Origin of the sequence: Methylobacterium phyllostachyos (assembly GCF_900103445.1) — a bacterium.
In the GTDB taxonomy this organism is placed as follows: domain Bacteria; phylum Pseudomonadota; class Alphaproteobacteria; order Rhizobiales; family Beijerinckiaceae; genus Methylobacterium; species Methylobacterium phyllostachyos.
Genome location: NZ_FNHS01000007.1, coordinates 1 through 12,625 on the forward strand (window position 1 = coordinate 1; position 12,625 = coordinate 12,625).

9 protein-coding genes and 2 pseudogenes are annotated in these 12,625 nt (G+C 66.5%); 5 read left to right on the plus strand and 6 right to left on the minus strand.

Features of this window, described 5'->3' with window-relative positions:
• A pseudogene (locus tag BLQ49_RS12300) lies at nt 1-249 on the plus strand (porin family protein); the annotation flags it as partial.
• 462 nt (nt 250-711) lie between these two features.
• Here BLQ49_RS12300 and BLQ49_RS30775 read toward each other — a convergent pair.
• From BLQ49_RS30775 to BLQ49_RS12320, 3 genes and pseudogenes are all read right to left on the minus strand, one after another.
• Nucleotides 712-837 carry a hypothetical protein gene (locus BLQ49_RS30775; RefSeq protein ID WP_342028178.1) on the minus strand — a complete coding sequence of 42 codons (126 nt, stop codon included), beginning with the start codon at nt 835-837 and terminating at the stop codon, nt 712-714.
• Nucleotides 838-1,013: 176 nt separating this feature from the next.
• Nucleotides 1,014-1,928, minus strand: coding sequence for a manganese catalase family protein (locus tag BLQ49_RS12310; RefSeq protein WP_091716222.1), 915 nt, complete (start codon nt 1,926-1,928; stop codon nt 1,014-1,016).
• Nucleotides 1,929-3,159: 1,231 nt separating this feature from the next.
• Nucleotides 3,160-3,690 (minus strand): annotated as a pseudogene (locus BLQ49_RS12320) (IS630 family transposase); the annotation flags it as partial.
• A gap of 897 nt (nt 3,691-4,587) precedes the next feature.
• Here BLQ49_RS12320 and BLQ49_RS12325 point away from each other — a divergent pair.
• From BLQ49_RS12325 to BLQ49_RS12335, 3 genes are all read left to right on the plus strand, one after another.
• Nucleotides 4,588-7,248: an MHYT domain-containing protein gene (locus tag BLQ49_RS12325; protein WP_091716224.1), complete on the plus strand. Its 2,661-nt coding sequence runs from the start codon at nt 4,588-4,590 to the stop codon at nt 7,246-7,248.
• A gap of 172 nt (nt 7,249-7,420) precedes the next feature.
• Nucleotides 7,421-8,086 carry a winged helix-turn-helix domain-containing protein gene (locus BLQ49_RS12330; protein WP_091716225.1) on the plus strand — a complete coding sequence of 222 codons (666 nt, stop codon included), beginning with the start codon at nt 7,421-7,423 and terminating at the stop codon, nt 8,084-8,086.
• On the plus strand, nt 8,083-9,465 hold the full coding sequence (locus BLQ49_RS12335; RefSeq protein ID WP_091716226.1) for a histidine kinase dimerization/phospho-acceptor domain-containing protein: 1,383 nt from the start codon (nt 8,083-8,085) through the stop codon (nt 9,463-9,465). Before BLQ49_RS12330 ends, BLQ49_RS12335 begins: the two co-directional genes overlap by 4 nt.
• On the opposite strand, the gene BLQ49_RS12340 is transcribed toward BLQ49_RS12335, so the two are convergent.
• The 3 genes from BLQ49_RS12340 to BLQ49_RS12350 form a co-directional block, all read right to left on the minus strand.
• Nucleotides 9,449-9,784, minus strand: coding sequence for a sulfite:cytochrome C oxidoreductase subunit b precursor (locus BLQ49_RS12340; protein ID WP_091716227.1), 336 nt, complete (start codon nt 9,782-9,784; stop codon nt 9,449-9,451). The two genes, BLQ49_RS12335 and BLQ49_RS12340, sit on opposite strands and share 17 nt — an antisense overlap.
• A 30-nt stretch (nt 9,785-9,814) precedes the next feature.
• Complete coding sequence (locus tag BLQ49_RS12345; RefSeq protein ID WP_425283994.1) at nt 9,815-11,047, minus strand: molybdopterin-dependent oxidoreductase; 1,233 nt, start codon at nt 11,045-11,047, stop codon at nt 9,815-9,817.
• Nucleotides 11,048-11,270: 223 nt separating this feature from the next.
• Entirely contained in the window at nt 11,271-11,708 is a 438-nt protein-coding gene (locus tag BLQ49_RS12350; RefSeq protein ID WP_091716228.1) for a response regulator, read from the minus strand.
• Nucleotides 11,709-11,966: 258 nt separating this feature from the next.
• On the opposite strand from BLQ49_RS12350, the gene BLQ49_RS12355 reads away from it, so the two are divergent.
• Nucleotides 11,967-12,569 carry a TetR/AcrR family transcriptional regulator gene (locus BLQ49_RS12355; RefSeq protein ID WP_091716229.1) on the plus strand — a complete coding sequence of 201 codons (603 nt, stop codon included), beginning with the start codon at nt 11,967-11,969 and terminating at the stop codon, nt 12,567-12,569.
• Nucleotides 12,570-12,625: the final 56 nt, after the last annotated feature.

Genomic DNA, 12,625 nt, shown 5'->3' on the forward strand with positions numbered 1-12,625 from the left:
TACGCGGTCGGCGGCGGCATCGAGTACGCGCTGCCCACCGACTCGTTCCTGAACTTCTTCCGCTCCTCGGCCGTGACGCTCAAGGTCGAAGGCCTGTACGTCAACCTCGACCGCAACAACCGCAACCAGGGCGCCCTGGTGGTCAACGCCGCCAACAACTTCCCGGTCGTCTACAGCGGCGTCGGTCGCCGCGCCGACGAGTTCGCCGTCGTCCGCGCCGGCCTGAACTACAAGTTCGGCTCGTACTGAGATCCGGTCGCGCTGCTCCCGGTAGCGATGCCGGGAGATGCGCGGCGGGCGAGGGGTAGTTGGTCCTCCTCGTCGCCCGCCGCCGCCGAAGAGCAGCCGTCCGGCTGACCTTCGCATCTCCAGCCTGATCAAACTGGCCGCTCGATAGGCGGCACCCTGGGAGCTCCCGCTTCTGGGGTGTTTTCTTATTCGTCGCGGTCCTCGGGACTGAGGGTTCGATGGGACCAGATCGGTGCGCCTGTCCCATCAAGGAGTACAGCCACGCTCAGCGTCATCCCTGGGGTCGAGCAGCAATGCAGCTGAGCGAACGCGATCGCTTCATCAGGGCTGTTCGATGGCGATCGCAATGACGTTCAACCTCTGACCGATCGAGCTGATCAGTACTGGAGGAACATCCATGTCGATGAAGATACTGATCCTAGCGACCGCGCTCGCAACTGCGGTCTCCAGCGCCGCCGTCGCTCAGACGACAACCGGCGGCAGCGCCCAAAGCAACATGAACAACCCGGGCTCGGTAAAGAGCAGCTCCGAGAAAACCATGGAGGGCGGGAGCAGCTCAATGAGCACCGGCACGATGAGCACGGCCACGAGACCTGGCACGAGCGGCGGCCCACCCGTCAGCACGCCTGGAGGGCCTGCAGGCAGTGGTACGGGCAACGGTGCCACCGGCAGCGGCGCGACCCCGAGCGGCAAATGATCTGACAGGTGCCCCGCGGATCCATACCCGCGGGACGCCCCTGCCCTCAACGCTGCGCTCGATCTGCTTAGCGCCCCTTCTTGTAGAGCTTGCTTGCGATCTCGAAGATCTCCTCCGGGGCATAATCCGGTGCGAAGGCGCCGTAATTACCATCCAGCTCTGGGATCTTACCGCCCTCCGGCGCCCCATCGACGACTTCCAGATTGCCCGGCGGGTCGCCCGGCAGCGCCACTTCGTCGTTCGACCAGACGCCCGCAGCCTCGGCGTAGTCGTCCGGGCTGAACGTGTAGAGCCGGCGGTGCTTGCCCTCATCGAGGTACTTCTGACACTCCGGCACGCGCGACAGGTCGATGTTCGGCGTCGGCAGCATCTTCTCGATCTCGACGCCAGTGAGCTTCTTGAGGGCCAGGGCGTAAGCGTGGGCGTGCAGAGAGCCGCGGACTAGCAGATAGCCACATACCTCACGCCCGGTCGGTTCCGTCATCGTCTCATAGACGCGCAACTTGTGAATGCGTGCGCCGCACTCCAAGTGGAAGTTGTGCAGGAGATCGATGATCAGGTTCCCGGTCGTCGTGACCATGTCCATATTCCAGGACGCCGCATTCGCGTTCATTGGCATGGCGCCGCCGCCATTCGACAAGAAACTGCCGGCGAGCCGGATATCCTGCATGTCCTCGAAGGGTGCCTTCGAGATGTCGACATTCTTCTTGGGATTGCCAGGCCCATTGTTCAGCATGGCAATGCCATTCGAGACTAGCTCGACGTGTCCAATTTCTTCGGCGAAAATGCTCGATACGAGACTGTAGAACGGCCGCAGCTTCTCCTTGTTGCGAAAATTGAAACTTTGGAACATGTAGTTGCCGAGGGTCGACATTTCGCCGTACTTACCGCCGAGCAACTCCTGCAGGGCCGCGGCGGCATTCGGCTCGGGCTTCTTCGGCTCGGGCAGCTCCGTCAAAAGACGGTCGATCTTCATGAACATGCGAGCGGCTCCACGGCGCAGGGTGCGCAGTAGGGCATGTGTCCGTGGGGCCCAATCGTTCCGCGACGCTTTACGAGGGCCACCGCCAGGGCGCTCGCAGGTCTAGGCGATGGCCCAGAACAAGGGCAGTGCACCCGCCAGGAACAAGGCCGAGGAGAGGAGCACTGCGAAGCGCTCGCGATGGTAGTGGACGAAGGCGTGAGGGCTAGCGAACATGGTGAGGCCGCATCGAGTGAACGACCCACGTTCGCCCTTGAATCTTGACCAATCAGGGGCACCCGGCGCCGTCCACAGGTGGTCGTCGATGCGTGTCACCGCCGAGCCACATGCGGGTGGATGTGCCGATGCGCACTTCGCGAAAGCCAAGCTGAGCGTACCCACTTCCTTGCGGCCGTCATCGCCCCCTCAGGCGGCCCGATCCAGCGGCGCAGTGACCTCACGGGTTGCTGCGCCGCTGTCGTTCTAGGCTACCCGCAGCGCTACCGACATTCCTTGCGAACGGCCTCTCTGCGCGGGTCGAGGTAAGTTGCAAGATCCGTCGCGCTGATCCTTTTGGCCACATGACGCAGTTGGGATCGTGAGATCTATGGCCACTGTTATCAGACATAGGAAACGGTGGAGCGTTGGCTGTGGGGTTCAAAACAAGCTTAGCGTTTGCTGCTCTTGTCGGCGGGTTAGTGGGTCCCGTTCCGGCTTGGGCCTGGACTTCACCAGGCTGCACCAATCTCCCCGAATACGAGCGCGCTCTTGGCGCCCTTCAAGGCATGACGAGCGCCTGTGATATGAGTGTCGAAGAGGCAAATAGGATCGTAGCCGCGCAAGGGTACAGACCTGGAGGCCTGTTTGGTGCGCTCCTGAGCGGGCCGACCCAGCAGGCCGTCGAACCGTATCCCGCCTCGCTCACCCCTGAGGGCCACGTACCTCGGTTGCACCGCCGCCAAGCTCATCGGGCAGCCACTCGCCGCGATGTTGTCGATCACTGAACAAGGCCGTTCCGATCCCGAACGCGTTTCGGAAGCAGATTTCATTCCCCTATCTGCACCAGCAACTGTCCGGCGATCGGCTCCGGCCGCGCGCCGGAAGGGCAGCACCGGGGCCTGATACACCTCACCGTGATGCGGCCTCGCCGACGCAGTCGCGATGATTCCAGACGCTCTATCTCTGCCTGGCGATACCGACTTGCCGCACCCACGGGAAGTTCAGACGCTGCGCGCTACACTGATCCAACTCATCAATCCGAGGGGGTGGCGCGATGGATGGTCGACCATAGCCCTACGACGGTGCGCTCGGCGGCCTTGCGCAGCAGCGCCTTGAGCTTGGAGAAAGCCATCTCGATCGGGTTGAGGTCCGGCGAGTCGGGCGGGAGGAAGAGCAGCCGCGCGCCCGCTGCCTCGATGGCAGCGCGCACGGCCGGGCCTTTGTGGCTGCCAAGGTTGTCCATCACGACGATGTCGTTGGGTGTAAGTTCGGGTCCGAGCACGCGCTCGACGTAGGCCTGGAACACATCGCGGTTCATCGGTCCGTCCAGCACGAACGGCGCGGCGATCTGGGACAGGCGCAGACCCGCCACCAGGGTCGTGGTCTTCCAATGACCGTGCGGGATCGGCGAACGCAGACGCTCGCCGCGCGATGAGCGTCCCCGGATGCGGGCCATGTTGGTGGCCGTCCACGTCTCGTCGAGGAACACGAGGCGGCTGGGATCGAGGTCGGGCTGGCCCTCAAACCACGCCTCGCGGGCGGCCTTCACATCCGGGCGATCGCGCCTGCCGCGTCGACCACCCGCTCACGCAGATCCTGGCTGTAGGGTCGGCCCATGCTCTGCTCCTCATCGGGAGCGCCCAATGACTCAGCCCAACAGCCCGACGTGACCCCCAACTCGCCGATCCAGCTCAGTCCAAAAACGCTCCAGTGAAGAACGTGTTAGGCATGAAGCCTCCGAAATCGACGGAGGCCAGCCTTGGCTGCGGCGCTCCGTTATCAGCGGGAAAGGTGGGGCGTCGCGGCTATCATAGGATCAACGCTTTCGGCTTGGCGGGAGAGGGCATTTGGGAAAGGCCGGGGCCGCCGGCAAAGCCAATCGGTCGGTTTCGGGCCCGGACGAGTCTTTCGAAGGCTGCCCTCGCATTTCGGCCGCTTCCGCTTAGTCGGCCCCGACATGCTGACGCCATGGCCGCCGCTTTTGGGGCCGCCTTACCTCTCGAGCGGACATTCGACTAAGCGGGGCGGAAGGTCTGCAACAGGTGAATCTGCGTCGTCGAACTTCACCTCAGCCTATCTCAGCTTTCGGACAGCCCTCGTGGCTGCTTGTACGACCGGTTTGAACTGGTAGGAAGCTGTCCGCTTTTCCGGATTTGCGCCCGAAAGCGGACCGGCAGAAATCCACCCCGAGCGGTCATTAGGCTTGCGCCTCACGGGAGACGTTTGGATCGCCCTTAGCACTCTCCGAAAGCGGCCATTCGCCTGTCCTGGGTTGCCACACCGAACTGGCGCCGATGTCCGGTTTCTGGTTCCGGCAGGAGGGGGGCCCGCCGCCATGCCGAACCAGGCGGATATCAATCCCTGCGCCGGCGCGCTGTCGAAAGGCGTCCGCGCGCACCTACATCATCGGTCCGCGCCCGGAGCCCTCCACGGCACGTCGTCTTCCCGGACCCGATTCACCATGGTTCATACCGGCTACAACCCGGCGCTCGTCGTGCTGTCCGTGATCATCGCGGTGTTCGCCGCCTACGCGGCGCTCGACCTGGGCGCACGCATGCACAAGACCGATGTTGGCCCGCGCTGGGCCTGGGGAGCCGGCGCGGCGGTGGCCATGGGCGGCGGCATCTGGGCGATGCACTTCGTCGGCATGATCGCCTTCGAGATGGGTATGCCCGCCGCCTACGATGTCGGCCTGACGCTGCTGTCCTTGCTGATTGCCATCGGTGTCACTGCCGCGGCCTTTGCCTGGGTGGCCCTGCGCGGAACTGGCGTGCGTGCGCTCTTCGTCGCGGGACCGCTCATGGGCGTGGGCGTGGCCGCCATGCATTACACCGGTATGGCGGCGATGCGCGTGCCTGGAAACCTCGCCTTCGATCCCCTGATCGTCGCAGATTCCGTGGCTATCGCTGTGATCGCAGCGACCGCCGCCCTATGGCTGACCTTTCGGCGCAATCGCCCCTGGCAAAAGCTCGTCGCAGCCTGCGTCATGGGCCTTGCGGTGGCGGGCATGCACTACACCGGCATGGCGGCTGCGACCTTCACTGCGGAGGAGGCCGGCTCCCATGTCGCGCATACGACCGCCTTGGGGGCCAGTCAGCAGAACCTCGCTCTTTCCGTGGCGGGCGTCACTTTCGTCATCCTGTTCCTGGCGATGATGGCGGGCTCCCTCGATCAACGCCGTGTGCAGAGGCGCCTGCATGTCAGCGAAGCGCGGTTCCGATCCGCGGTCCTCGCTGTCGACGGCGTGATGTGGACCGCCGACGCGGCCGGTGAGTTCATCGAGGAACAGCCTGGTTGGGAGCAGATCACCGGTCAGACCTTCGAGCAATATCGCCGTGGCGGCTGGGCCACGGCTCTTCACCCCGACGACGTCCCCGCTACGGTGAGCGCCTGGACCGAGGCCGTCCGGACCGGCGGTCACTACGCCGTCGAACAGAGGCTTCGCGATCGGGATGGCTTCTGGCGTCACTATACGGTGCGCGCCGTGCCGGTGCGGGATGCCGACGACGCGATCCGGGAATGGGTCGGCGTACACGCGGACGTTACCGCCCGTCACCAGTACGAGACCGCGCTGCGTGAGGCCCGCGATGCGGCAGAGGGGGCCAACCGGGCCAAGAGCGCTTTCCTCGCCAACATGAGCCATGAGTTGCGCACGCCGCTCTCGGCGGTGATCGGTTACGCGGAGATGCTGCAGGAGGAAGCTGAGGATGCGGGCGAGGACGCCCTTCTGGGAGATCTGGGCAAGATCAAATCGAATGCCCAGCACCTGCTCGGCCTGATCAACGACGTGCTGGACCTGTCGAAGGTCGAGGCCGAGAAGATGGACGTCGCCGCGGAATCCTTCGATGTTGAGGCATTCGCGCGGGACGCGGCCGGCACCATCGAGGCGTTGGTGGCCAAGAAGGGTAATACCCTCATCCTCGACTTGGCCCCTGATCTCGGCGGGGCCCATACCGACGCGGTGAAGCTGCGTCAGTGCCTGTTCAACCTCATCGGCAACGCCGCCAAGTTCACCGAGACGGGCACTGTGACGCTGAGGGGGCATCGCGTGGCGGATGCAGGGGGGGACCGGCTCGTTTTCGCCGTGGCGGATACGGGCATCGGCATGACACCGGAGCAAGTCGCCGGGCTGTTCCAACGGTTCAAGCAGGCGGACGAAACCACCACCCGCCGCTTCGGCGGCACCGGCCTGGGCTTGGCCCTGACGAAGGCCTTTGCCCAACTTCTCGGCGGTGACGTGACCGTCGAGAGCGTCGAGGGGTCGGGGACTACGTTCACGCTGTCCATTCCCGCCTCATTGCCCCGTGAGCTGACGGATGTCGGCACCGTTGGCATGGACGCAACCGATGCGGCACAGGACGCGATGGGCCGAAGCCTCATCCTGGTCGTCGATGACGAGGCCAGCCAGCGTGATCTGATGACACGCTTCCTGACCCGCCAAGGCTTCGCCGTCCGCACAGCGATCGACGGGCGCAGCGGTCTGGACCTCGCCCGGCGGTTGCGGCCGGCGGCGGTTCTACTCGACGTGATGATGCCCGAGATCGACGGGTGGGCGGTGTTGGCGCGTCTGAAGGACGACCTCGACACCCGGGACATCCCGGTCGTCATGGTGAGCTTCGTCACCGATGCGGCCCTCAGCGCATCCCTCGGCGCGGTGGGGTCGGTGCCCAAGCCTGTAGATTGGGCCCGGCTGAAGGGCATCCTGGACCGGATCGGCGCGATCGAGCGGGCGGGCGACGTGCTCGTCGTGGATGATGACGCCGACATGCGCGACCGCCTGCGCACGGTGCTCGAACGCCATGGGTGGGCCGTGCGGGAGGCGGGCGACGGCGCCGAGGCCCTGGACCGGGTGCGCATCGCCGTCCCGCGCCTGATCCTACTCGATCTGACCATGCCCGTGATGGACGGCTTCGCATTCCTGCGCGCGATGCGCGCCATGCCGGACTGCGCAGAGGTGCCCGTGGTGGTGCTCAGCGCCCGGGACGTCTCGGCCGGCGAACGCCGCGAATTGGCTGCGGCCGACCGGGTGTTGAAGAAGGGCGATGTCAGCCTACGCGAGATCGCGGCGGAAGTCGGTCGACTTGGCCAGTCCGTGGACGCACGAACGACGGCGGCGCCTTAACGCCGACGTGGCGCGTCAGCTACCGATCCGTCTCGTTCCCCGTCCGGCTAAACGTCGGTCCTAGCCTACAGCCGCGCACCGCGGACTGAACCCACAAACTTGCCCCAAGCCGCCGCGAGCGTGGTACTTCGGCGCGATCGCGGCACATGCGCAACCCTGAAGCGAACGTTCTGTGCGCATCCTCGTTCTCGAAGATGACCCCGTGCTTTCGGACGGCCTGGTCTCAGGGTTGTCGTTGCATGGTATGACCGCGGACTGCGTGGCCACATGCGGCGACGCGATGTCGATCTTCGATGCGACGCATTACAGCGCGGCGATCTTGGATTTGATGCTGCCCGACGGTTCGGGACTGGACGTGCTGAGCCACATCCGCGCGCGGGACGACGCCACACCGGTCATGGTCCTCACCGCGATCGACGCCGTTGCCGACCGGATCGCCGGGCTCGACCGCGGAGCGGACGACTACATGGGCAAGCCGTTCGACCTGGGCGAGCTCGCAGCCCGGCTTCGTGTCATGATCCGGCGGGCGGCCGGACGCGCCTCTGCAACCTTCACGTGGCGCGACCTCACGATCGACCTGGGCAGCCGGTTGGTCGCGCGGGCGGGCGTCGCGCTCAACCTTTCGCGCCGCGAGTTCGCGTTGCTGGAAGCGCTGATCGAGCGGCCCGGCCGTGTGTTGTCCCGAAGCCAGCTGGAAGCCCGCCTCTACGGCTGGAACGAGGAGATCGGCAGCAACGCGCTCGAAGTCCATGTCCACAATCTGCGCGCCAAGATCGGACGGGACGCGGTCGAGACCGTGCGCGGCCTCGGCTACCGCATCCGGGAGGACCGTGCGTGAACTCCCTGCGCATGCGCCTGTTCGTCACCCTTGTCACGGCAACCGGGCTGGTCTGGCTCGCCGCCATCGCCTGGACCTATGTCGACAGCCGCGCCCAGTTCGAGAGCATCCTCGACCGCCGCCTCATGGAGGCGGCCCGCATGGTCGACAGCTTGTTCACGCCGGCCCGGGCGGGGGCCGCACGGCAGGCGGTCGGAGAGGGCGACGCCCTGGCGCGGGTGGTGACCTACGACCGTCACCTCAGCTGCCAGATCTGGTCCCTCGACGGGCGCCTGATCGGCGCCTCGGACGGGTCACCGGATCCGGTCTTGTCGGACCAGCACGAAGGATTTTCGAACCGCGTGGTCGAGGGTCAAGCTTGGCGTGTCTACGCCCTGTCCGACCCGGCCAAGGGCTTCCGCATCCTCGTGGGCGACAATCTCGGGCAGCGGCGGCAACTGGAGCACGGCCTCGTCGAAAGCCTGCTGCTCACCGCCGGTTGCGTCCTGCCGATCCTGGCGCCGCTCATCTGGCTCAGCGTCGGCCGGGGCCTGCGGCCGCTGAACCGCGCGACCCGCGACCTCGCCGCCCGGGATGCCGACAACCTGGAGCGGGTCGAGACCGGCCGAATGCCGTCGGAGATCCGACCGCTGGTCGATGCGCTGAACCGGCTGTTCGGCAAGGTCGCGGCTGCGCGCGAACACGAGCGCACCTTCCTGGCCTATGCGGCGCACGAGTTGCGGACGCCGCTGGCGGGCCTGAAGACGCAGGTGCAGGTGGCCATGCAGGCGCCCGGGGCCGCCATGCGGGACGCCGCCCTCGCCCAGACCCTGCGCGCGGTCGATCAGTCGGCACGCCTCGTCGAGCAACTCCTGACGGTCTCGCGCCTCGACAGCGGCGGGCGCCCGGCCGCCATCGCCTGGATTCCCGTGGAGGAGCGCCTGCGCGATCTGCTCGCCGGGATGGGCAGCGTGCCGAAGCCGGAGCGCGTCGCCTTCGCGCCCGCCCTCACCGCGCTCGAGATCCAGATGGACGAGGATCTGTTCGACCTCGCCATGCGCAACCTGACGGAGAACGCCCTGTTGATGACCCCACCGGAGGGGGCGATCACCTGGGATGCCGCGCTCGGCGCGGATGGAAGCGCCACCCTGTCGATCACCGACGAGGGACCCGGCATTGCCGAGGCGGAGCGCGCCCTGGTGATCCGGCGCTTCGTGCGCGGCAGCCGGCGGGCGAAGCTCGGCAGCGGCCTCGGCCTCTCGATAGTCACCATGGCGCTGGAGCAATCCGGCGCCCGCCTGCACCTCGACGGACGGGACGGCGGCCCCGGCCTCAAGGCGAGCGCGATCTTCGGCCCCGGGCTCGCCAGGCGTGCCCCGCCCGCTACGGCTCGCCTTTGACCCGCGCGAGGTAGTCGACGATCACCCGCGCATCCTCCGGCGTGATCGGAGCCTTGTAGGCGGTGATCATCTTGTCGACGACCGCATGCCACTCCTCCCGGGAGAGGGCGGGCTGGTTCAGGGTGTGGTCGGCGGAGTGGCAAGCCGTGCAGTTCGACGCGATGACGTCGGAGCCCGGCCCGGCGGGGAAACCGATATCGTCGCCGAAGGGCAAGTCGATCTCGGGCGTCGGGCGAAGCTCCAGCGGCGCGGCGGCGAGGGCCGGCACCGAGCCGGCAAGAAAGCTGGCCAGCAGGGCGGTGCGGAGGGATCGGGACATGAGGGATCGAGACATGGTCGCGCTCACCCCTCAGGCCGCCACGAGGTCGAGGGTCTCGACCTGGTTGGACATGTAGCCTCCCGGGTTCCAGACGCGCCGCATCGGCTGCGCCACCCGGTCGGCGTTGGTGCAGCGGACCATCACGGTGTGCGCCCCGCGAGCCGGGAGGCTGATCGTGGTTTGCCATTGCCGAAAGCCGTAGGTGCCCTCATCCTTGCCCAGGGTCGTGGGCTGCCAGGTCCGGCCGCCATCGAGCGACAGGTCCACCGCGGCGACCCCGCGGTCGCCCCCGAAGGCGATGCCGCGCACCGGTTGCGGCGCCCCGACCGGGACGCTGTCGCCCGGCTTGAGGTTGGTCACGAACGAGCGGGGCAGGTTCCGGGTGATCGGGACCATGCCGAAACCCTTCTGTCCGGGCTCGACCGTGTGATTGGGCGTGTCCGGCACGCGGTAGCTTCGCGTGGTCCAGACGCTGGGATCGGGGTGGTCTGTCACCTCGATGTCGTTGAGCATCTTGATCCAGTAGACGGCCGACCAGCCGGGGACGATGAGCTTGAGCGGGAAGCCGTTCAGCATCGGCAGTTGGTGGCCGTTCATCGCGAAGGCCAGCATGACCTCGCCGTCGCGGGCGTGATCGATGTCCAGGGCCTTCACGAATTTCGGAGCGTCGGGCAGCAGCGGCTCATCGAGGCCGCCGAACTGCACGTGGGTGGCCCCGCCCTTCACGCCGGCCCGATCAAGGACATCCTTCAGGCGCACACCGGCATAGAGAGCGTTGCTCATGGAGCCGTTCGCCCATTGGGCGCCGGCGACCCGGGGCTGCGCGTAAAGACGCGAATTGCCGGCGCACTGGCTGACCGCCGCGATCTCGAAGCGCGGCAGATCGTGGATCAGCTCACGCAGCGACAGCGCCTGCGGCCGCTCGACGAGGCCGTGGACTTTCAGGGCGAAGCTGTCGGTGTCGACGCGGGTCGGGAAGGTGGCCCAGTGCCAGCTGACGAAGTGCTGATCGTTCGGGGTGAACACGCCGGTGTCGAAGACGTCGAACGGCGTCTCCAGCCAAGGCGGCCGGGTGCGCTGGACGATCATGCGCCCCTTCTCGGGATAGGTCGTGGTCATGGGCCGGGTGCTCGGGCCGCCCGGGACATGGAAATCGAAGGTGTCGGCGCGAGCTCGGCCGGCGAGCAGGCCCATCCCGCCGAGGGCGGCGGCCGACAGAAGGCCGCGGCGGCTCGGAGACGATAACGTGGTGCGTTGAGGCATCGAATTGAAAGGTCCGCTGAGCCGGAGCCCAAGAGGCCGGCGCACGGTCTCCGCGCTCCTCAGCTTAAGGGCACCTTAAGTGCGCCGAGGCTCGTCGTGGAACGCGTATGGGTGAAATGGAGCGGGTGAGGCTAGACGCACCAAGAGGCGAGCCGCGTCTTCGATTGATATTTGCAGAGGTCAGCCTCGGTCGACTTCGTGGCTCAATCGCAGAGCGCATGCCTCAAGCGTGCGAGGGGGATCGTGCATGGGCGCGACGGCGCAACAGGGCTGGCTTACGCCCGTCGGGCAGGATGTCCTGCAGGTGGTCTTGGATCATGTCGGCGGTGAACGGCTTGCCGATGAAGCAAGCCCCCTCCGGCATGTCGCCGGGCCGTGGCCGCAGGTGCCCCGATGCCATCACGATGGCGATGTGCGGCCATCGGGCGGCGGTCTCTCGGGCCACCGCGAAGCCGTTGCGTGAGCCAGGCATCTGCACGTCGGTGAAGAGCAGCACGATGACGGCGTGTTTCCGGGCGAGGCGTTCCATGGCCTTGTCGCCGTCGTTCGCCTCGAAGGTCCGGAAGCTCGCATCCTCTAGAATGAACATCGCATCCATGCGGATGAGGCCGTCGTCGACGACGAGGGCGTAGGGCTCCGCGGGATCGGACGGCTCGCTCATCCGCAATCAAGTCCGAGCCGCGTCGAAAGGCGCCCGAAGGCTGAATGCGCTGGCGGCGCGAGCGCGTTCGCTCGAAGCACAGCACTCCAGCAGCCTGGCACCGGCGACGTCACCACCTTCCGCCGGAACACACCCCCTCGACATGGGAACCGGTAGATCGGCTGCATGCCTCTCACGAAGCGCATTCCTGGACGAGCCTTCCTGATGATGTACGACACGTCACTAGACGACCGGTCTAATCAAGCCTATGTGTGGGTGATGGCACACGTCAGCGGCAACACCGACACCCGGCAAGGCATCCTCGACACCGCCCACCGCATCGTGGGCGCGAAGGGGTTCTCCGGCGTCGGCCTCAACGAGATCCTGGCCGCGGCAGGGGTCCCGAAGGGCTCGTTCTACCACTACTTCGGATCGAAAGAGGCCTTCGGCGAGGCCCTCCTGGCTGACTATTTTGAGGAATACCTCGCTGATATCGACGCCACCCTCGCCGAGCCCGGCCTCAGCCACGCCGAGCGACTGATGAACTACTGGCGAAAGTGGCAGGCGACGCAGGGGAGCATCGACTACCAGCGCAAGTGCCTTGCGGTGAAGCTGGCGGCCGAGGTCTCGGACCTGTCCGAGCCGATGCGGCTGGCCCTCAAGACCGGCACCGCCAGGATCATGGACCGTGTGGCGAGCGCCATCGAGGCGGGCGTCGCCGAGGGGTCGCTGACGGTCGACGACGGGCCGCACGCCACGGCCGAGACCCTCTACCACCTGTGGCTCGGTGCCAGCCTGATGGCGAAGATCGAGCGCACCGACGCGCCGTTCGACGCCGCGATGAGGACGACACGGCGCATCCTGAACCCGCAACGAACGTGACCAAGCGAGCCAATGGCGAAGCCCGGCATGATCGTGCGCAGACAATAGACGACCAG